The sequence below is a fragment of the Hungatella hathewayi WAL-18680 genome, assembly GCF_000235505.1.
Taxonomy (GTDB): domain Bacteria; phylum Bacillota; class Clostridia; order Lachnospirales; family Lachnospiraceae; genus Hungatella_A; species Hungatella_A hathewayi_A.
Genome location: NZ_JH379027.1, coordinates 2,048,821 through 2,068,013, shown reverse-complemented (window position 1 = coordinate 2,068,013; position 19,193 = coordinate 2,048,821). Strand labels below are relative to the sequence as shown.

Below are 19,193 nucleotides of genomic sequence, written 5' to 3'. Positions count from 1 at the left end.
ATACCAAAACCCGGTGCCCCTTTTGCTAAAGATTTATTAAAAATTATTAATAGGTAACAGTTAATCCTCCTTAATCAAAAGCCGAATCGCATCGCAGGCCACCCGCACGGTTTTCTCCATGTCGCCGAAGGACATGATGGAGGAGGCCCTGCATCCGCGGATGGAGGAAATCACGAATATGGCGGCGGCTTCCATCTCGGAGGTCATCACGTTGCCCTTCCGCCAGGCTTCCCAACGCTCGTGAAGGCGGGCGGCGGCGGGCATGTTGTCGGGCTCGTGCTGGCCGTAGAAGGAATCCTTGGACTGGGTGATGCCCTCGGCGTAGTGATAGCCTAAATTGGCGGCGGCTCTGGCAAGAGCGTCCACCACATGGCGGTCGGCTACGGCCGGGTACTCGATGGGGATGTAGTGGATGGTGGTTCCCTCATCCCGGACCGCCGCCGTGTTGATGACGCCGTCCAGCTCCGGGGCAAAGGCGGCATCGCAGACTTTTCCGGCCGTCCCCACACGGATGAAGGTGTCGGCCCCGCATTTTATCAGCTCCTCCAGCGCGATGGCCGTGGACGGACATCCCATGCCCGTGGATGTCACCGATACCTTGACCCCATCCAGATACCCGGTCCAGGTCTTGTGCTCCCGGTTGTGGGCCACCAGTCTGGCATCGTCAAAAAAGCTGGCTATCAAATCCGTTCGAAATGGGTCCCCCGGCAGCAAAACATACCGTCCCACGTCTCCCTTCGCACATTGAATGTGATACATTTTATCTGTTGTATTTATCATAGTGTTACCTCCCTCACAATTTTCGCAGCCAATGTTTCTGCTTCCCTTCGCTTCTCCTCATTCATACATGATTGGGGTCCATACTGTCTTGCGTTAAACGACGCGGCCACCGCCGCCATGGCACAGATTTCCTCCGGACTCCGTCTCTCCACCAGTCCCACCATAGCGGCGGCCGTGGAGGCATTTCCACACCCTGTCGGGTCCACCTCTCCCGGGGAAATATAGGACGGCATAAACCGTATCCGCTCCCCCTCAATCAGGTATGCCCCTCTCACGCCCACCCGGAAATACACCGGCACGCCAAGGCCGGCCATATGGGCAATCACCTCCCGCTCCTCCTGTAACCCAAACAGGCTCCGGGCCTCCTTTAAGTTCAGGGAGTAGTAATCCACCGTGGGCAGAATCCGGTAAAAATCCTCCAGATGCTCCTGATTGGCCGTGGCCGTCGCCACCTCCCACATGATGTGAAATCCGTATTTCTTCTTGATGTCGTCCATCCCCGCCCAGTAGTCCGCATCGATGTCCATAATATTGTACATCCCCTTGATATCCTGGCAGTAAGGCTCCATCTCCTCCGGCGCCAGCGTCATAAAATCAATCTGGCTCCAGTCCGTCTCCTCCTGTCCTAAAAGCCCCTCCTCATAGCTTCCATCCTCGTGATACCGCAGGAAAAACCGGTTGCTCTTCTTCCCCTTGATCTGCACGCCATCCCGGATAAGCCCATAGCTGTCCATCCACGGAAAGAAATATTCCCCGCCGTCCTCCCCGCAGCCCGCCGCCAGAAGCACCCGCTCACTCCACAATCCCGCTCCGGCCGCCGCGTAGACAGCGCCGCCGCCGATGACTCCGGACAGCTTCTTTCCGTCGCAGAACGTAATCTCATTTACCATCATGGCCCCATTGACCAGATAATCCGCCCTTCTCATCTATTCTCCTTATAAATCAGCTTCTCAATCGCCTTCGTCTGCACCGTGTCATCAAAGTGGAAGGGGCAGACCCCCGTCAATTCTGAGATGTGGTAAGCAAACAATTCCATCGGCAGCTTCAGACTCATCGGGGAAAATGCCTCGTTATCCGCCATCTTCACCTCCAGCCGGTACTCCGCTTTCAGCTCCCGCTGCTCCCCAAAACCTGCCACAGCTATCCCATGGCTTCCAAAGGAATCGATGATATCCAGAATTTTCGCTGCCCGGACCGCGCCGGCTCCCGAAGCCAGCACGAAGGTAAACGTATCTTTCCCCGTCATCTGCCGCTCCTCATGGGCCCACTCCTCCGTCTCCTGGACGATATGTCCCTGGCATGCCGCCTCATGGAGCTTCGCCACCGCAAACCTGGCGGTCGCCAGATTCACACCGTGTCCGGTCACCACATAGAGCGAACTATTGACAGCCTGCTTTGCAATCCTCTTTACCGTTTCATCCAGACCGGCAGCATTTTCCCTCATGACACCCAGGTTATAGCGGATGTCTCTCATGGCCGCTTCGTACTCCTCCTGGCTGATATGACGCTTCTTCACCCCCAGCCGGAGGGCCAGCAGAAACAGTGCTGCCAGATTGGCCAGATAGTGGCAGGTCTGGGGCACCGGTCCCTCCTCCGGCGTCGGAATATGGATGTCCACCACCGCGTCCGCGATGCTCCAGATGGCGCTGCCACGGCAGTTATTCAGCCCCAGGGTCCGCACCTGTTTTTCCCGTGCCCGCTCCAGACAGTTCAAGCTGGTGCCCACTTTTCCGGACACGGACACGCCAATCACCAGGTCCTCCTTCTCAAGTCTTCTGTGCTCATAGGCCACAAACTCATAGGCCTCCGCGGGGACGACATCGATATCCGCATATCGATAAAATGCCTCTCTGGCCGCCTCCCCCGCGTAATAGGAATCGCCGCACCCGCAGACGTAAATCCGTTTCAGCTTCCCGCAGTCCATTCCCTCCGTGACGGCCTCCACCTGTCTCTCATAATCCGGGAGGTATTCAAGCACCATATCCCCCTGGCCATATATCTCCCGGTACAGATGTCCCCTGAGGACATCCCCCAATGTCTCTCCCATAAATCTCCTCCTATCTCTGTCTGCCGCATCCGGCTCATACGCTTCCCTATCTCTCCGCCAACTGCGCCCGGCTCATATACTCTCCTATCTCTCCGCCTCCCGCACCTGGCTCATGTACTCCCGCGCCCGCTCCCGGTTGACCGGATTTTTCAAATTACCATCCTTAATCCACGCCCCCACACAGGCGCCGTCAAACGCCTGCAGCACCCTCCGGATATTTCCCCCGTTGGTGCCGCCTCCGATGATCAGCGGCGTATCCGGAAGAACCTCTCTCACCTGCGCCGCCATCTCCATCGCCTCATCCACCGTTCCCGCAGACAGAAACAGTCCGTCCGCATACGCATAGCGCACCGTCTCCACCGCCGCCTCCCGCACCGGCAGCGGTGCAACCGGCACGGAGTGGCACTCATACACATCGGCCAGCACCTTCACCTTGGAATTCAGCCGTTTTCTCAGATTGCAGACCTCAATACACTGGCCCTCTATGTAGCCAAACGTGGTCATTTCCCCGCGGGTGTACACATGCTCCACCCTGATAAAATCCGCACCGGCCGCCTCCGCCACCGCCAGCGACGCGGCGCCGTCCCAGTTGACCAGAATCCCCAGAATCATATCCGGAAATGTCTCCCTCAAATGCACGGCCACCCTGGTCATGTAAGCCACCGTCTCCATGGTGGACAGCTGCTTTGTGGGCCCGTCCTCAAAATTCTGAAGAATAAAACCGTCAAACCCATTGTCCGCCAGTGATGACGCTTCCCGCAGCGCATAGTCGACAATCTCCTGAAACGGCTGCCCCTCATACAGATAAGTCCCCGGCAGCGGCGGCAGCTGAACCATGCCCAGGGCTATCTTTTCCTTACCAAACATCGCAACCTCTCCTTCCTAATTAAGAGACGGCATCCCGGCCGCTTGTGTCGGCGTAAGATACCCCATCTCCGTCATATACCCCGTAATATACTTTGGCGGAACCAGCTCAATTCCCACACAGTTCACATCCAGCCCAGCCTCCACCTGGACACCGGCCACGCCGAGAACCTGGCTCATATCATATTCCTCCAGCTTTTTCGGTGTCTGCTCCGACAGTCTCCTGTCCATCTTGAGAAACTGGGTTATCCCATAAAACGGAACCCCGTACTCCCGGCAGAGAATCCCAAGACTCAAAGAACCAGTCGTATTGTAAAGCCCTCCGTCCCCGCAGAAGGTCTCCACCCCCACCAGAGCCGCGTCACAAAGCACCACATAATAAGCCATTGCGCAGTCCGGTATCAGAGAGAAATGCAGATTCGAGCCCGCATGGTTTCTGATAAACGGCATCCCGCCGTCCAGGGTCCGGCTCTCCGGAATGTAAACCCGGATGTCCCGCCCCCAGTCTTCCGCATCCTGGAGTACCGCATTCACCGTGCTGGAATAGTCGTACACCATCAGCGTCCCCACATCCTTGAGCACCTCCCGCGCGCAGGCCACAATCTTCTCATTCCAGTGGGCGCTCTCATACTCATAGGCGTCACAGCTCTCCACCAGCCGGCTGGCAAACTCCCTGCCAGAGAGCCCCTCCGCCCTCACCGGCTCCATCAGCCGCCCGATGGCATTTCTCACCGCAATACTGGAATCGCCTCTCATCTCATCGAAATATTCCGTCAGCGCAAATGCCGTCTGTCTTCCCATATCACCAGTCACTCCGCCCTGCTCCACCTGCCCGGCAATATCCCTCAGCATATGGATGATAGAACTGATATTGGAATTCGCTCCCAGCTTTCTGCCCAGCACAATATCGTCAAAATCCTCTTTCGAAGTTGTCAGTCTCTCTCTCAAATCCATCTTATCTCACCTCATTTCTGTCCCATTTCAATCCAATTCCTGTTCCGCTCTTATCCCTCTGCACCTTCCTCATTCTTATCCTGTTCCAGCTTATGCCTTTATCCCCGTTTCCTATCCTATTCCCATTCTCATCCGTCTCCACGCTGCAATCTCTCCAAGAATTCCAGAACCGTCCGCTCCGGCACCGCTCCCGCCTGCGCCCCTTTTCCCGTCACAGCCCACGCGGCGGCGGCGGCCGCAAACATCCCGGCCCTTTCTATCCCCCAGCCTTTCAAATATCCATAGAGAAACGCCCCATTGTGGGTATCTCCCGCCCCGGTCGTGTCAACCACCTTCACGCGAAAGGCCGGAATGTGGTACTCCTTTCCGTCACCACAGATTCTGCATCCCCGCTCCCCCATGGTCACCATCACGATAGAGCCGTTCTCCTCTGCCAGCTTCCTGGCGAAATCCACATCAGACCCCTTGCAGTATTTCTCATAGGAAGCCTCATTAAAAGAAATAATATCCGCCATCCGAAAGAGAAAGTCATCCTCCTCATTCTCCCTGTCCAGAAATGTCGTCGGCTCCACATCCACCATAATCCCCGTGCGGCTCTCCTTCATTTCCCCCACCAGTTCCCGGTAATTCTCCAGCTCCTTCAGATTATAAATCGTCGTATACAGAAAATCCGCGTTCCGCAGCAGCTCCCTCATCTCATCGTTTACCGTCACCGGAGGCTTGTCATTTTCATGGATGAACACCGTTCTCTCCCCCTCCGACAGATATATCGTCGCCCTGAGATTCCTGTATTCGGCCAGCCGCTCCACATACCTCGTGTCAATCTGCAGCCGTTCCAGACTCTCCGCCAGGAAATCCGTGTACTCATCCTCCCCCAGCGTGTCAAGCAGGTAGGTCTTCCTCCCAAGCGTCCCCAGCACCCCGGCCGCGTCGGCCACCAGTCCGCCGGGAAGCACCTCCTCCTTCCTTACAAAACATTTCGCCCCAGGAAGCAGCGGCGTCGTGCACCGATAATATTCATCCACATCCACCGGCCCCAGCGCCACCACATAACCATCCTTCATCTAATGCATCCCCCTTCTCGAATACCGGAATGTCATCGCCACTACCAGCCCGTAGACCGCCAGCGCAATGGCAAACACCACATTCAGATGGAACACCCGGCTCATCACCCCTCCTAAAGAGGAGCAGACGATGTAAGCCGGCGCCACCGCAATCCCCAGCGCCGCCACCAGCACCGGTATCATATTCCCTCTCGAATAGATAATCCCAGCCACACTGTTAGACAGTTGAATAAACTGCTGGGCAAACGCCACCAGCACAAACAGCAGATACCCGAATCCGTAATGAGGCATCACAATCGCCAGCCCGGCCGCCAGCATCCCGCTCACCGCTCCAAACCGCACCATATAGAGCGGACCCAGGCAGTCCCCCACATAGCCAGCCAGCTTCCCGGCCGCCATATTGGACAGCAGCAGCACCGTGGTCATAGTCCCCACAAATCCCGGCGTCACCTCATCCATCTGGGACACCCGGACAATGTAAAACGGAATCGCCATCTCCGCCGCCCCCAGAATAATCCGCAGCAGCACAAACTGACGGTAAGGCACGTTGGTCTTCACAATCTCTTTCACAATCCCCGGAAGTTCTCTGGCATAGACCCGTTTTCGCACCTTCTCATCCGGCACCTCCTTCACCCCGATGGCCGGCACCAGCGAGCCAAGCACCGCCATCACCGTCCCGAAGATAAAGAGCCTCCGGTAATTCACCGGAAACTGGTACGCGTCCAGCAGGTATTTCATAATCCGCGCGCTGAGCACCCCCGCCGCCGCTCCCACCAGGGAATAGGAACCGTAAAACCCTCCGATATTCCGGTGGAAAATGTTCCCCAGCATATTGCTGAACACCGGCGACGCCATCCCCGCCGAGATGGCAAACACCGCAAAGGAAGCGAAAAACGTGGTCAGCGCCAGGGCCTCACTGCTTCCTATCACATAGGTGGACAGGATAATAAACAAAAAACCCACCCGCTCCAGCCCGCAAATCAGAATCATCGTCCACTTGGGACTCTTGGCGTTCAGCCCCACCAGACAGGACAGAATACTGGAGCCGTAGGAACAGCCAAAGTAAACCACCGCCACCAGCGCCACGAAAAAGCTGTTGGACGTGATATTCTGGACATAAACCGGAAACACCGTCGTGTAGGAGAAAATGCTGAAGGCAAAATTCACACAGAAGGCTTCCAGAAGCATGGTCACGTAATTCCTCTTATAATACTTTTCTTTCAACGCAATGATTTCATTCTCACTTCGCATCACAATTCCTTCTAAAACAGGCTGTCTGATTTGGCAGGCATTCAGCCACTTTTCTCCATCACAGACAGCCCGTTCTCTCTCAGACTTTATTTATCATTTCCACACAAACCGAACCAGAATCCAGTACACCACACATCCGGCCGAAACCACAATACTCATCACCTTCAGCGCCATATCCGCTTTTGTCTTCTCCAAATCGCGGTAAATGGTCTTCCCGCACTCCGCATTGAATCCCTTGCTCTCCATGGCCACCGCCCTGTCGCGGACCTTCATGATGGAGTTGGCCACCACCGGCACCATCACCGGGATAAATGCCTTAAACCGCTTCCAGAGATTTCCCTCCGTGTCAAGCCCTCTGGCTCTCTGCGCGTCCATAATCTGGTTCATATCCTTCCCCAGAACCGGGATAATCTGAAACGTACTGACGAAAATGAAGGATGCATGGTAAGACAGCCCCGCCTCACACATAGCCACACCCAGATCCGTCATATTGATGGTCCGAAACAGCAGGAACAACGACGCCATCAGCGGTGCGATTCTCATGAAATAAACCATGGCATATTCAAGACCCTCTTTATAAAACTTCCAGTTGAGCAGCGGCAGGATAAACAGCGGGTCCTTCGTCTTGTCGCAGACCGGGTTCAGCATCCCGTTGATGCCAAACATCATGACAAACATTAACAGAATGGCAAACAGTATCACCTTGAATTCCATCAGGTACTTTTCACGAACCGTCCAGAGTACGCTGATCACCATAATGGCCCCGGATATCCAGTAATTCTGGACCAGCATCACCACCAGCACCAATGCCAGCGACAACCACAATTTCGTGTTGGGATACAGTTTCCGCAGAAATGTAGGTTTATTCACTTTTTGTATCATGCGCTCATCCTCACGTCATCTTTCTAATCGTTCTTGGCCACCGCTTTTTTCCGGCTGCCAGCCATGGTTCTCATATTCTCCGGAAGTCTCATCAGAATCAGCCATGCCACGAAGCAGGCGATTCCCTTGTCTACCAGGTTAATCGGTACTCTCGCCAGGAATGCCGCGGAGAGAATATCCTGACCCGCTGCCAGGAATCCTGCCACAACCAAATCAACGCCGCCGCCCTGAATGCCGCCGTATACCACAACCGCAATGGGTGCGCCCATAATCGCGTTGGCCAATGCCACAAGAATCGTGGCCACAACCGCGTGTACCCAGGTAGTAAACTTGCCGCTCTTCGCCATAAAACCGATGATAAACGCCGTGGCGATATTACAGAGGCCAAACATGACGCTCAGCATATTGCCGCTGATTAACGCGCTGATCACATTGTAGAGAACGCCGGAAACAGCGCCCACCCACGGCCCCATCACCGCGGCCACAATCGCCGTACCGATGGAATCCATGTAAAGCGGCAGCGCCAGCTTGGAAGCCACCTGGCCGCCCACCAGGTTGATAGCGACACCAAGCGGTATCATGATGGCGATGTACGTGTTCCTAAGTTTCCCCTTTGAAGAATCCACTGATCTCATTGACATAATTCTTTTCCCCCTTTATTTTGATAGTATGTTACAAACTCTTCCACACTCAGAATAGCTCCCTTCGCCGCCTGGCTCTTCAGATACAAATCCAGCTGCGTGATCTGCGGCGGCTCAATCTGGGCTTTCTTTAACACCTCGGCGTTGGTAAATATCTCTTCCGGCTTTCCGTCATCAATCACCTGGCCCTGGCACATCACCACAACCCGGTCCGAATTCTCCGCCACGTAATCCATATCGTGGGAAATCATCACGACGGTATGTCCATTTTCATGCATCATATTGATAATCTTGGTCAGCATGATGCGCCCCGCCTCGTCCAGACCTCCGGTGGGCTCATCCATAATCAGCACATCCGGCTTGAAGGTCAACACCGACGCGATGGTCACAATCTTCTTCGTCGTATAGTCAAGGGTCATGGGGTGGATATCCAGGATGTCCTTCAAGTCCATCAGTTCCACCACCTCGTCTACGTTCCGCTTCACTTCCTCCGGCGAAAACTTGAAATTCACCGGGGCTGCCTCCAGCTCGTCCCGCACACTGGTGCAGAATATCTGGTGATTCGGGTTCTGGAACACATAGCCCACCTGCCTTGACATCTGGCTGACTCCCTGTCCCGTCGTGTCCTGTCCGTTTAAATACACCTTCCCGGACGTGGGTCTCAGCAATCCGTTGAAATGCCGCACAATCGTCGTCTTCCCGCTTCCGTTCTGGCCGACGATAGATATCTTGTCATTTCGGTAAATGCTCAAATCAATCTCCCGCAGTGCCGTCACACCGGTAGGATAGGTGTGCACCAGCTTCTCCGTCCTTATTACGGCTTCCTCCATCTCATACCCCCCCTTAAAGGCGCAAACACCTTCTTCGCCGTCTCCAGTTCAATGGGCGCCTCGCTGATGCCCAGCTGCTCCTCCATCCGGAGGGCCGCCTCCGTCACCTGCGGTACCCTGACAAAATGCTCCTGTAAAAGTTCCTTCTGCTGGAACACCTTGTGGGTGTCATCGTAGACAACCACCTTTCCCTCATGCAGCACCAGAACCTTGTCCGCATACTCCGCAATCTTCTCAATATTGTGGTCCACCATGATTACCGTGGTCCCCTTGGCATGAAGCTTGGTCACCAGCTGGAACACCTCATCCCGTCCAAGGGGGTCCAGCTGGGAGGTAGACTCATCCAGAATAATCACTCTCGGCTGCAGCGCCAGAATACAGGCGATAGCCAGTCTCTGCTGCTGCCCGCCGGACAGCTTTAACGGCGAGCGGTTCAGCATATCCTCCAGACCGCAGGCCTTCGAGGCGTAGAGAATCCGCTCCCTCATAACCTCTCTCTCATAGCCGAAGTTGCACATGGCAAATGCCAGCTCGTCCTCCACCGTCTCCTGGGTAAACTGACTCTCCGCATCCTGGAAAATGATTCCGATAATATCGGCAACTCCTTTTCCATTGGAATCATTTAAATTCCTGCCGTCCACCGTGATGCTGCCGTCCCAGTCGCCTCCCATAATAAAAGGAAGAATTCCCACCATGGACTGGCACAATGTGGTCTTGCCGGCCTTATTGCAGCCGATAATTCCCACGAAATCCCCTTCCTCAATGGTAAAGGAGACATCCTCCAGCACCTTTTTCTCCGTTCCCTCATACACAAAACTGTAATGTTCTACTTCAATAATCGGCTTCCCCATAAGCGTTAACCAGCGTCCTTTTCCTGCTTTATCAATAGTCTCACCGCGTCACATGCGGTCTCAATCGTCTGCTCCATATCGCCCCAGTTCATGATGGCCCCTGCCCGGACGCCGCGGATGGAAGCGATGATGAACAATGCCGCCGACTCCATCTCGCTGCACACGGCATTTCCCTTCTTCCACGCCTCCCAGCGCTCTTTCAGTCTGGCCGCGTTGGGGGAACTGTCCGGGTCCACCTCGCCGTAGAACGAATCCTTGGACTGGGTGATGCCTTCCAGGAAATGAAGCCCCCGGTTCCCGGCCGCCCTGGCCAGTGCATCCACCACATGTCTGTCCGCCACCGCCGGGTACTCCACGGGGATATAGTGAATGGTCGTTCCCTCATCCCGGATGGCCGCCGTGCAGATGGCTCCGTCATATTTCTCACAGTCCGCCTCGTCCTTCACCGGTCCTGCCGTCCCGATACGGATAAGCGTTCTCGCGCCCACCTTAATCAGCTCCTCCACACAGATTGCCGTGGATGGGCATCCCATGCCCGTGGATGTCACGGAGACCTTCTCCCCGTCCAGATAACCGGTCCAGGTCTTGTGTTCCCGGTTGTGGGCCACCAATTTGGCGTCATCCAGATAACTGGCTATCACATCGGTCCGAAACGGGTCCCCCGGAAGAAACACGTACTTACCGATATCTCCCTCCTTCAATCTCACGTGATACTGTAATCCGTCTTCTGTCAACATTGCCATCATACACCTCCGTCTTCTTTGTTTTGTTTTTTTATGATTTTGATGATTCTGCTGGTTCCCAGCCTGGATGCCCCCAGCTCGATAAAATGCTCTGCGGTCTCCAGGGAATCAATGCCTCCCGCGGCTTTGATTTTCGCATGTTCTCCGATGTGGCGGGCAAACAATGCCACATCCTCAAAAGTAGCTCCCCCGCCGGCAAAACCGGTGGACGTCTTGATATAATCGGCTCCCGTCTCCGTCACGATGGCGCACATCCTGACTTTCTCCTCCTCCGTCAGAAGACAGGTCTCCACAATCACCTTCAGCACCTTATCGCCACAGCAGCGTTTCAGTAAGGCAATCTCCTCTCTCACCAGCTCCCACCGGCCATCCTTCACATCCCCCAGATTGACCACCATGTCAATCTCATCGGCGCCGTTTGCGATGGCGTCCTCGGTCTCAAACCGCTTCACCGCCGTGGTGCTGTATCCGTTTGGAAAACCAATCACCGTACAGACCTTCATCCGCCCGTCCAGATACTCCGCCGCCCGCTTCACAAATGATGGCGGGATGCAGACCGATGCCGCGCCGTACAAAACCGCGTCATCACAAATCTCCTGAATCTCCGGCCAGCCAGCTGTCTGCTTTAACAGCGTGTGGTCAACCCTGGAAAGAATCTCCTCATACACAGCCATACCTCCTTTGAGTTAAAAATGTTACTATGTTATCATTTTCTTATCCTTCGCTCACGGTACTCTATTGATATTGCATAATAAAATTCTGGTTTGTTAAAATATTTTATGTATTTTTTTGTTTTCTTGGTTTGATTATAGTCCAGTTTTGGATAATAGTCAACATTAATGTTACTATAATTACATATTTTTTGTGATTATCACAATTCCACTTGTTTTTGGTATTTGATTCCGATATAATGAGTTCATAGGAGACTGAAACAGATTCTTTAAGGAGACAGGACATGAGCAAAAGCGCTTTGAGAATAAACCAGATAGAAATGATATTGAAGGAGCGGCATTCCATGCCGGTCAAGGAATTGTCCGACACCCTCCAGGTGTCGGAGATGACCATCCGCAGGGATTTGGAGATTTTAACCAACAACAATCCCTTTATCCGAAACATCCGCGGACTTCTGGTATACGACACCAGCCAGTCCTTGACGTCCGGCACCTACGATATCGCCAACGCCAAGGACGCCAACTTAAGCAACAAGATAGCCATCGGCCAGAAGGCCGCCTCCATGGTGGAGGACAACGACGTCATCATCATCGACTTAGGCTCCACCACCGAGCACCTGGCCCACGCCCTCAGTGCGTCCTTAAACGCGACCGTCATCTGCGTCAGCTACAATGTCCTCTCACCACTGATCAACAAGAGTAATTTAAAGATTCACTGCCCCGGCGGCTTCTTCCACGCGGACACCCAGATGTTCGAGAGCACCGAAAGTCTCTCCTTCCTAAAGAACATCCGCGCCAAAAAGCTCTTCGCCTCCGCCGCCGGCATCCACAGAAACCTTGGCGTCACCTGCGCCAACAACTACGAGGCCGCCACCAAAAAAGCCCTCCTCCAGGCCAGCGCCGAGCGCATCCTCCTAGCCGATTCCAGCAAATTTGACCAGGTCGAGACCACATTCATCTCCGAGATCGAGAACTACCACACTGTCATTACGGATAGCGGGCTGACGGAAGAGTGGGGAGAGTATTTGAATGAAAAGGGGATAACTGTCATAAAAGTATAATGCCACCGGGCTGACCTGCTAAGAAGTTATTTCCAGCAGCCGATAAATAAAATATTGAAATTGAGATGCAGAGTCTCTATTCAGTGTTATAATATAAGGCGTTTCAGAATCAGTTATTATCGTAATCATTTTGCTTCCATCATCCTCAAAATCCTCACATTCTATCTTTGAATTTTTTAATTCAGGTAAAGTAAACTTTTTGATTTTACTTCTTAAAAATGGATTTTGAGGTGAAGTATGGATTACTACGGCATTTTCTTCCCTTACATATCGCATCTCCATATCAAATCCCAAAGGTGTACTTTGTGATTGCAACGGAGGTATTGATTGATAAGAATTTACGGCAGTTAATCGGTTCATAAAGGAACGGAATTGGGATGTCTGGTCTCCCTTTAACTCTATGGTGTAAGATGATGCAGGACCTGTTGGTATATTTATCGCCGTTCTGTCTCCATCTCCATCTCCATCTCCCAAATCATCATACCTTATTTTTGAAAGATATAAATTGGAACTAGAAATGGATTTACTTTCATGAATAACAGGCGGATTTGAGGATGAGGTGCTGATTATTATGGCATTTTCTCTCTTTACATATTTTATTTCCATATCTAATCCTGAAGGTGTATCTCTAAACTGCAAGGGTGATAGTTCAAGTAAATGTTCCTCTACTTTATGAAACAAATCTCCGGCCTCATATTTTCCTCCAAGTCCACGTGCCTCAACTAAATGTAAGGTTGTATCCTTAAATTGAGGAGCCTTTTTATTTCCATCTAATGATACATAGGTATCTTGCCTTGCGCCTAAATATTCAGGATCATGTTGGCCATATTCGACATGCGGCCTTTCATAAGGTAACTTGTAACCGTTCATCGTCAACAATTCAATTTTCTGAATTAATTTCTTGATTGGTTCAACGCAATCCATAAAATCCGGGGCATCTTTCATTTTTTTGCAGATATCAAGTACCGTCTGCCATTCCTCCGGAGTCAATAACCCCATACCAAAATTAAATATGGTATCTTTTAGCCAAAATGTATTGGTATCTTTTACTAAACTGATCAGAAGCCCTGCCCGCCATAACTCTACACCTGACTTATTACTCCCTTTCATTTTATTATATTCAGCCAAGTACCCGGCAAAATCAGTAAAGCCTAAATTTTTAGCTAACTCTTTTAAAAAAATTTTGACATTAGGTGCAATATCAGCACCCGAAATTTCATCTATTTTAGCCCTATATCTATCCTCTTTATCTAAATATTTTTTTATTGTATCTCCCTGGCTTTTATCAAGCGAAACCTCTTTTGCCGCATCATAAACAACCGCACTGGTAGCAAAATTGACCTGCGGAGCTATTTTTCCTCCCATTGCTCCAAAATGTATACTTAAATCATCAATAGCTTCTGCTGTCTCATTCTCGAAGCATAACCCCATATATACCAAAAATGCTTGTTTCATTCCTTTAAAATCTTCCGCCCCGCTGATGCTCATAAGTGCTGACTGTATATAAAAATCTACTTTATTGACATCGTCAGCAAACGGAACTGGATACTCTTTTGGCGTAGGGATAATAAGAGGTGCTCCAACCAGTTCAATTGTATCGTCATAGTCAGTTTCCAGTATAAAAGGCAAACCAGTTTGACCTAAGGTTATATCTGATTTTGCAAGTTCAACATGTTCTTTTCCATGTAATGGATTAGTCTGATCTTCTTTAAATTTTGCAAACTCGTGTTCAAACCCAACAGTAGTGTAAGCACCTTCATCGTCCGGGTTAACTCTTAGCACCTCCGCGGCAATTTCATCTTCCGATTTTTCCTGCAATTCAATCTGCATTTTCATTAGTTCTCTGGCATTTTTAGGATATCCAGGCAGTTTGCGTTGAACAACATTCATTTGAAGCATTGGTTTAAATCTTTTTTGTTGGTTTTTGTTCCTGTTATATTTTTGCATTTTGCTCTTTTCCGGTAACATATCGTACACGCTGCACTTCCTTTCTGACAGAAAAGTATCTGTCCCCTTCATAATTCTCCCTAAGCTGCAGGAGCCGCCTGTTTTCCCAATTCCATTGTAACAGAATTTTGCTTCTTCTTATTTAAAGGTTTGATAAAGATTACAAACAAGGAATCAGCAGCCGTGGCACACTGATTCCCAATAAGTTTCACTATCTCTTCATTTGAAGCGCACACACCACCCCAGACGCCACCGCCGCGCACACATGGCTGATTAGCACGGCAGTCCAAATTCCGTTGAGTCCGTATCCCCCCTGGGAAAGCAGGCCGGCCAAGGGCATACGGACGACCAAATAGTAGAATATCATCAAACACATGCTGTACGCGGGTTTCCCCAGGCCATTTAACAGGCCCAGGAAGCTGTTGGTCACGGTGTTCAGGACGTAGCCAGCTCCGACGATCAGGAAGTAAGCGCCTACAATGGCGGCAGCTTTTGGATTTTTCACAAAAAATCCGGAGAGCTGTTTTGAGAATGTGACCATCCATACTGATAACAGCGCCAGCAGGCTGCAGCCGTACTTCAGCCCACATATCAGATAATCTTTCGCCCTATCTCTCCTGTTGGCTCCGATGCACTGTCCGGTAATGGTCGTCAGCACCATGTTTAACGCCATGGCCGGATAGAACAGGATGGTCTCCAGTTTTCCCGTGATGCCATAAGCCGCGATGGCGGTGATGCCGTAGGCGCTCACCAGTGAAGTCAAAAAGGTGGCGCTGACTGCCGGAATGCTTTGCTGTATGACGGAGGGCACCGCTTTTTGAATCAGAGGCAATATGTCGCTTTTATCAAACCATGCCACATGAAAGGAAAATAGCTTTCTCTTCCCCAGGTAGACAAACATAAACATCAAACAAATCCCCTGGGAGAGCAATGTGGCAGCCGCTGCTCCCTGAAAGCCCATGAGATGAATCCAGATGGGGTCGAGAATAGCATTGAGGATTGTTGATACCAGCATGGCCGCCGCCTGAAACACGGCATCTCCAAAACTCCGCAATACGGCCGTAAAATACAGGTACAAATAGACTGCCAAATAGCCCAGCACATAGACGGCCAGATAACGGTAAGCCATATCATACGTTTCCGCAGGGGTATGTAATGCTGTCAAAATGTACGGCAGTGTCAGTTCCAGAACCACCGTAACCAACAGTGAGAAAACGACTGCCATGAGAAACGACGTGGCTATCAAAGATTCCGTTCGTTTTTGATTCCCCGCGCCAATGGCCTGGGACAGCAGAATGGATATCCCATTTGCAGCCCCCATAGCCACTGACGTCAAAATCAGGATAACCGGCGTTGCGTTCGTGAGGGCCGCATAGGCCGTCTCCCCCAGCAGATTGCCAATCCACAAACTGTCCACAAGGTTGTACGCCATATTTAAAAACATGGCCGCTATCATCGGAAGCGCCATTTTCAACAGGCATCGTCCCGTATTTCCTCCAATAAAATCAATTTTTGTCCTCTCCATACTCACAGTTCCTTTCTTCTGAACAGGAAACTCCCCACTACTACAACCAGCATCGTGACAGCAAAGGTAAGTGACAGATTCATCACCGGTATGGCCTGGAGAATCTCATATCTCTCAAGCGCCAGCGGATAGGTGCGGTCGGTCCAGAGAATTTCGGAGGAGGCCACCATCCATGCGGAAATGATGATACCCGCGGTAACCGTGATTCCCGAATCTTTTATCATCATCCCCATAAAGAAAAAGACTCCTGCCAGACACATATCATAACCGATTCCTGCCAGCACATAAACCAGCACGGTCACAACGGACACCTCGCCGCCCAGTTTTCCCAGAAACATTACCGTCAGGAAAAGCACTTCCATATTGAGCGCCAGGAAACAGAAACAGGAAACCATATAACTGATATATTTTGCAAAATAAATCTGGGTCCGGCTGCATCCGGTGTGTAACGTATGATAAATCGTCTTATTCCCATACTCACTGCTAAGAAAAAGACCTGCAAACAGGGCGCTGATGACCAGTCCAAAAATCTCACTCATGAAATACATCGTCCCATATTCATCTCTCGACATATGTAATCCGGCATTTATCGCACTCAGCGCTATCACAAAGAACAGGCACAGCTTCATCCCTGTTCCATAACGCATTTTCAAACATTCGGCACTGATTATTTTTTTCATAGTTTAATTCTCCTTTATCATATGAAAGAAAAATGTTTCAAGATTTCCGGAATCCATGACAAGCTCCTTTACCCGAATCCCATTCTGAACCAGCCTGTCATTCAATTCCCCACTGTCCATGCGGCAGTCATAGATTCTCAATCCACCTTCCCCGTCATTTTCTATCCGTCTTATCCCCATCGTTCTAAGAACATCCAGGGCTTTTGAAACATCATGAACCCTGATTCGTAAATACTTCTGACACTTCTCGTCCAGCTGGGAGGCCGTCATCTGCGCTATCATCTTTCCGCGGTGAAGAATTCCATAACACGCAGCCAGTTTGTGAAGCTCCCCAAGGATGTGGCTGGAAATGACAATCGTAACTCCCCTCTCCCGGTTCAACTTCGTCAGCAACTCCCTCAACTCCATGATTCCCATGGGGTCCAGACCGTTCACCGGCTCGTCCAGAACAAGAATTTCCGGTTCTCCCAGCAATGCCATACCAATAGCAAGTCTCTGTTTCATCCCCAGCGAATATCTCTTCGTCTTTTTCCTGTCACCGCCCTCCAGGCCAACCATTTCCAGTAGGTTGTCCACCACTCTCCCATCACTTATTCCCCGCTGCCTGCATTGAATCATCATGTTTTCCCTGGCGGTCATATCGTCATAGATTGCCGGATTTTCAATCGTAAACCCTACTCTGGTCCGGGCTCTCTCCAACATCCTGGCCTCCCGTCCACCAAAGAGCTCCACTTCCCCTTCCGTCGGGAAAATAATTCCCGCCAGGATTTTTATCAGCGTCGTCTTCCCCGCTCCATTCTCGCCAATCAGGCCGTAAATGTCTCCCTTTTTCAATTGAAAATCCACATCCTTTAAGGCAAATGCCTTGCCATAAGACTTTGTCAGTTTCGATGTCTGACATATGATATCATTTTTCATACGATTGCAGTTCCTTTCTTAGATAGTTATTTCTATGAATGAATATCATTCATTAAATGTGTTTGAAATACCCCCTGCCATTATAGCAGGGGATTCTTTTATAATCTCAGTGCATATAGCAGGAATGCGCGGATGCGCTCTCCCTTTTCTTCCTTCGGAATATCGCCATCCAGCAGGATGCCCAGCTGGCCGTAGACGCAGAATCTGGCGGCGGTTTCGATATCGTCAAGGTGAATTTCTTCGGTTTCCTGTGCATATTTCAACAGTTCCATAACCGGTTTCCACAGTTTCTCGCAGACTTTCAGGGCAAGCTGGTCGTGGAATTTCCTGTTTTCATTCACGTGGAGGGCTTTGTAGTAGTCGGTATCCTCTGTTTCCACCATCATTGGCATCGTCTCAAGAATCTCTTTTAAGGTCAATGGTTTACTGCTTTGGGGAAGAACAAATTTTCCGGCCAGTTCTTCGGCATACTGGTCGATAGCCGTGTCAAATAGGGCTTCCTTTGAGGGGAAATACCGGTAGCAAAGTCCCTGTGCCACCCCGATTGCATTTGCAATATCGGTAATGGATGTCTTCTCATAGCCCTTCTCATAGAACAGCCGCATGGCGGTATCCAGGATTTCCTGCCTCCGCTCCTCCGGCTCTTTCGTTACACGCATGGCACACCTCCTTTTAAAGGAAGTATAGCACCATACGTTTCAGATGTCAATGAATAATATTCACTCATTCGTCATCATCCTGTTTCCTATGTAGTAAACTCACACCTTACACGCTTCCTCCACGTTCTTTTTCTTCACATCCACCAGAATAATGTCATCCCCAACCTGGCAGATGTCGCAGAAGGGGATGATATACTCCTTCTCCCTTCCGATAAAACCGCAAAAGCACCCGGGGCCTGGGACGATGATGGCTACCATGCAGCCGGTACACATGTCAAAATCCACGTCTCCCACAAAGCCGAGACGTTTGCAGTCGTTGGCATTGATAACTTCTTTCTGCTTGAGTTCACAAATGCGCATAGAATACACCTCCTTGCTGTATTCTATGCGCATCTTCAAATAATTCTACCAATTCTGTGATTCATAACTCTCATACATGTCGTCCGGCTGGGCGGATGACTGTGGCTGCTCCGGCTCCGCCGGCGCCTGCCCTGGTATCTCCACATACCCCGGTTCCACCGGCGCCTGCCCTGGCACCTCCGTAAACTCTGCCTCCACAAACGTCTCCCCCTGCATTCCGGCCATCTCCCACTGCGGCTGGTACACCTCTACCACAGGTTTCAAATCCAGATAGAAAAACACATTCGTGCAGATAAGATAAGGCACAATCCACAGCATACCGATTCCAAAGCTCATATAAGCCAGGGCCAGGATTCCCAGGAAGCTGAGTCCCAGTCCAAAATAGCGGCAGCGGTTCCCTCTCATCATCTGGCGGCTTTCCGACAGCGCCTGCAAGATCCCTTTATCCGGGTCCTCAATGATAAT

General features: G+C 51.2%; 22 protein-coding genes. 1 reads left to right on the top strand and 21 read right to left on the bottom strand.

The features are described from left to right. Window positions 1–60 precede the first annotated feature (60 nt). The 14 genes from HMPREF9473_RS09255 to deoC all read right to left on the bottom strand — a co-directional run bounded on the left by HMPREF9473_RS09255 (window position 61) and on the right by deoC (window position 11,581). Window positions 61–780, bottom strand: coding sequence for a nucleoside phosphorylase (locus tag HMPREF9473_RS09255; RefSeq protein WP_006779829.1), 720 nt, complete (start codon window positions 778–780; stop codon window positions 61–63). Beyond that, entirely contained in the window at window positions 777–1,706 is a 930-nt protein-coding gene (locus HMPREF9473_RS09250; protein WP_006779828.1) for a carbohydrate kinase family protein, read from the bottom strand. The genes HMPREF9473_RS09255 and HMPREF9473_RS09250 overlap by 4 nt, the downstream gene beginning before the upstream one ends. Then, the gene (locus HMPREF9473_RS09245; protein WP_006779827.1) at window positions 1,703–2,827 is read right to left on the bottom strand and encodes an SIS domain-containing protein; all 1,125 of its coding nucleotides are present in this window, start codon (window positions 2,825–2,827) and stop codon (window positions 1,703–1,705) included. Before HMPREF9473_RS09245 ends, HMPREF9473_RS09250 begins: the two co-directional genes overlap by 4 nt. 84 nt (window positions 2,828–2,911) lie before the next feature. Beyond that, a complete protein-coding gene (locus HMPREF9473_RS09240) occupies window positions 2,912–3,694 on the bottom strand; it encodes a BtpA/SgcQ family protein (protein ID WP_006779826.1) in 783 nt (260 codons plus the stop codon). A 15-nt stretch (window positions 3,695–3,709) separates the two neighbouring features. Next, window positions 3,710–4,645: a hypothetical protein gene (locus HMPREF9473_RS09235; RefSeq protein WP_006779825.1), complete on the bottom strand. Its 936-nt coding sequence runs from the start codon at window positions 4,643–4,645 to the stop codon at window positions 3,710–3,712. 1 nt (window position 4,646) lies between these two features. After that, window positions 4,647–4,787 (bottom strand): hypothetical protein, encoded by a 141-nt coding sequence (locus HMPREF9473_RS27310; RefSeq protein WP_157140211.1) that lies wholly within the window; start codon window positions 4,785–4,787, stop codon window positions 4,647–4,649. Next, the gene (locus HMPREF9473_RS26135) at window positions 4,774–5,709 is read right to left on the bottom strand and encodes a carbohydrate kinase family protein (RefSeq protein WP_006779824.1); all 936 of its coding nucleotides are present in this window, start codon (window positions 5,707–5,709) and stop codon (window positions 4,774–4,776) included. Before HMPREF9473_RS26135 ends, HMPREF9473_RS27310 begins: the two co-directional genes overlap by 14 nt. Beyond that, window positions 5,710–6,960 (bottom strand): MFS transporter, encoded by a 1,251-nt coding sequence (locus HMPREF9473_RS09225; RefSeq protein WP_006779823.1) that lies wholly within the window; start codon window positions 6,958–6,960, stop codon window positions 5,710–5,712. Window positions 6,961–7,053: 93 nt separating this feature from the next. Beyond that, on the bottom strand, window positions 7,054–7,842 hold the full coding sequence (locus HMPREF9473_RS09220; protein WP_006779822.1) for an energy-coupling factor transporter transmembrane component T: 789 nt from the start codon (window positions 7,840–7,842) through the stop codon (window positions 7,054–7,056). 23 nt (window positions 7,843–7,865) lie between these two features. After that, window positions 7,866–8,483, bottom strand: a complete 618-nt coding sequence (locus HMPREF9473_RS09215) for an ECF transporter S component (protein WP_006779821.1) — start codon at window positions 8,481–8,483, stop codon at window positions 7,866–7,868. Further along, the gene (locus tag HMPREF9473_RS09210; protein WP_006779820.1) at window positions 8,474–9,313 is read right to left on the bottom strand and encodes an energy-coupling factor ABC transporter ATP-binding protein; all 840 of its coding nucleotides are present in this window, start codon (window positions 9,311–9,313) and stop codon (window positions 8,474–8,476) included. Before HMPREF9473_RS09210 ends, HMPREF9473_RS09215 begins: the two co-directional genes overlap by 10 nt. Further along, the gene (locus HMPREF9473_RS09205) at window positions 9,298–10,164 is read right to left on the bottom strand and encodes an energy-coupling factor ABC transporter ATP-binding protein (protein ID WP_006779819.1); all 867 of its coding nucleotides are present in this window, start codon (window positions 10,162–10,164) and stop codon (window positions 9,298–9,300) included. Before HMPREF9473_RS09205 ends, HMPREF9473_RS09210 begins: the two co-directional genes overlap by 16 nt. A gap of 5 nt (window positions 10,165–10,169) precedes the next feature. After that, window positions 10,170–10,907, bottom strand: coding sequence for a nucleoside phosphorylase (locus HMPREF9473_RS09200; protein WP_006779818.1), 738 nt, complete (start codon window positions 10,905–10,907; stop codon window positions 10,170–10,172). Continuing rightward, a complete protein-coding gene (gene deoC / locus HMPREF9473_RS09195) occupies window positions 10,907–11,581 on the bottom strand; it encodes a deoxyribose-phosphate aldolase (RefSeq protein WP_034858183.1) in 675 nt (224 codons plus the stop codon). The genes HMPREF9473_RS09200 and deoC overlap by 1 nt, the downstream gene beginning before the upstream one ends. A gap of 281 nt (window positions 11,582–11,862) precedes the next feature. Between deoC and HMPREF9473_RS09190 the strand changes: the two genes are divergently transcribed. Next, complete coding sequence (locus HMPREF9473_RS09190; RefSeq protein ID WP_006779816.1) at window positions 11,863–12,639, top strand: DeoR/GlpR family DNA-binding transcription regulator; 777 nt, start codon at window positions 11,863–11,865, stop codon at window positions 12,637–12,639. 18 nt (window positions 12,640–12,657) lie between these two features. On the opposite strand, the gene HMPREF9473_RS09185 is transcribed toward HMPREF9473_RS09190, so the two are convergent. The 7 genes from HMPREF9473_RS09185 to HMPREF9473_RS09155 all read right to left on the bottom strand — a co-directional run. Further along, window positions 12,658–14,607, bottom strand: a complete 1,950-nt coding sequence (locus tag HMPREF9473_RS09185) for a hypothetical protein (RefSeq protein ID WP_207636789.1) — start codon at window positions 14,605–14,607, stop codon at window positions 12,658–12,660. A 190-nt stretch (window positions 14,608–14,797) separates the two neighbouring features. Then, window positions 14,798–16,111, bottom strand: a complete 1,314-nt coding sequence (locus HMPREF9473_RS09180; RefSeq protein WP_006779814.1) for an MATE family efflux transporter — start codon at window positions 16,109–16,111, stop codon at window positions 14,798–14,800. A 2-nt stretch (window positions 16,112–16,113) separates the two neighbouring features. Continuing rightward, complete coding sequence (locus HMPREF9473_RS09175; protein WP_006779813.1) at window positions 16,114–16,791, bottom strand: ABC transporter permease; 678 nt, start codon at window positions 16,789–16,791, stop codon at window positions 16,114–16,116. Window positions 16,792–16,794: 3 nt separating this feature from the next. Next, window positions 16,795–17,709, bottom strand: a complete 915-nt coding sequence (locus HMPREF9473_RS09170) for an ABC transporter ATP-binding protein (RefSeq protein ID WP_006779812.1) — start codon at window positions 17,707–17,709, stop codon at window positions 16,795–16,797. 98 nt (window positions 17,710–17,807) lie between these two features. Further along, a complete protein-coding gene (locus HMPREF9473_RS09165; protein WP_006779811.1) occupies window positions 17,808–18,368 on the bottom strand; it encodes a TetR/AcrR family transcriptional regulator in 561 nt (186 codons plus the stop codon). A gap of 99 nt (window positions 18,369–18,467) precedes the next feature. Next, the gene (locus HMPREF9473_RS09160; protein WP_006779810.1) at window positions 18,468–18,728 is read right to left on the bottom strand and encodes a PRC-barrel domain-containing protein; all 261 of its coding nucleotides are present in this window, start codon (window positions 18,726–18,728) and stop codon (window positions 18,468–18,470) included. A 45-nt stretch (window positions 18,729–18,773) separates the two neighbouring features. Beyond that, window positions 18,774–19,193 (bottom strand): DUF975 family protein (locus HMPREF9473_RS09155; protein ID WP_034858180.1); only part of this gene is annotated, 420 nt, incomplete at its 5' end.

What these genes read in the sequence shown, in the direction of transcription:
- HMPREF9473_RS09255 (WP_006779829.1), bottom strand. Translation starts at nt 780, where the DNA reads ATGATAAATACAACAGATAAAATGTATCACATTCAATGTGCGAAGGGA.
- HMPREF9473_RS09250 (WP_006779828.1), bottom strand. Translation starts at nt 1,706, where the DNA reads ATGAGAAGGGCGGATTATCTGGTCAATGGGGCCATGATGGTAAATGAG.
- HMPREF9473_RS09245 (WP_006779827.1), bottom strand. Translation starts at nt 2,827, where the DNA reads ATGGGAGAGACATTGGGGGATGTCCTCAGGGGACATCTGTACCGGGAG.
- HMPREF9473_RS09240 (WP_006779826.1), bottom strand. Translation starts at nt 3,694, where the DNA reads ATGTTTGGTAAGGAAAAGATAGCCCTGGGCATGGTTCAGCTGCCGCCG.
- HMPREF9473_RS09235 (WP_006779825.1), bottom strand. Translation starts at nt 4,645, where the DNA reads ATGGATTTGAGAGAGAGACTGACAACTTCGAAAGAGGATTTTGACGAT.
- HMPREF9473_RS26135 (WP_006779824.1), bottom strand. Translation starts at nt 5,709, where the DNA reads ATGAAGGATGGTTATGTGGTGGCGCTGGGGCCGGTGGATGTGGATGAA.
- HMPREF9473_RS09225 (WP_006779823.1), bottom strand. Translation starts at nt 6,960, where the DNA reads ATGCGAAGTGAGAATGAAATCATTGCGTTGAAAGAAAAGTATTATAAG.
- HMPREF9473_RS09220 (WP_006779822.1), bottom strand. Translation starts at nt 7,842, where the DNA reads ATGATACAAAAAGTGAATAAACCTACATTTCTGCGGAAACTGTATCCC.
- HMPREF9473_RS09215 (WP_006779821.1), bottom strand. Translation starts at nt 8,483, where the DNA reads ATGTCAATGAGATCAGTGGATTCTTCAAAGGGGAAACTTAGGAACACG.
- HMPREF9473_RS09210 (WP_006779820.1), bottom strand. Translation starts at nt 9,313, where the DNA reads ATGGAGGAAGCCGTAATAAGGACGGAGAAGCTGGTGCACACCTATCCT.
- HMPREF9473_RS09205 (WP_006779819.1), bottom strand. Translation starts at nt 10,164, where the DNA reads ATGGGGAAGCCGATTATTGAAGTAGAACATTACAGTTTTGTGTATGAG.
- HMPREF9473_RS09200 (WP_006779818.1), bottom strand. Translation starts at nt 10,907, where the DNA reads ATGGCAATGTTGACAGAAGACGGATTACAGTATCACGTGAGATTGAAG.
- deoC (WP_034858183.1), bottom strand. Translation starts at nt 11,581, where the DNA reads ATGGCTGTGTATGAGGAGATTCTTTCCAGGGTTGACCACACGCTGTTA.
- HMPREF9473_RS09190 (WP_006779816.1), top strand. Translation starts at nt 11,863, where the DNA reads ATGAGCAAAAGCGCTTTGAGAATAAACCAGATAGAAATGATATTGAAG.
- HMPREF9473_RS09185 (WP_207636789.1), bottom strand. Translation starts at nt 14,607, where the DNA reads ATGTTACCGGAAAAGAGCAAAATGCAAAAATATAACAGGAACAAAAAC.
- HMPREF9473_RS09180 (WP_006779814.1), bottom strand. Translation starts at nt 16,111, where the DNA reads ATGGAGAGGACAAAAATTGATTTTATTGGAGGAAATACGGGACGATGC.
- HMPREF9473_RS09175 (WP_006779813.1), bottom strand. Translation starts at nt 16,791, where the DNA reads ATGAAAAAAATAATCAGTGCCGAATGTTTGAAAATGCGTTATGGAACA.
- HMPREF9473_RS09170 (WP_006779812.1), bottom strand. Translation starts at nt 17,709, where the DNA reads ATGAAAAATGATATCATATGTCAGACATCGAAACTGACAAAGTCTTAT.
- HMPREF9473_RS09165 (WP_006779811.1), bottom strand. Translation starts at nt 18,368, where the DNA reads ATGCGTGTAACGAAAGAGCCGGAGGAGCGGAGGCAGGAAATCCTGGAT.
- HMPREF9473_RS09160 (WP_006779810.1), bottom strand. Translation starts at nt 18,728, where the DNA reads ATGCGCATTTGTGAACTCAAGCAGAAAGAAGTTATCAATGCCAACGAC.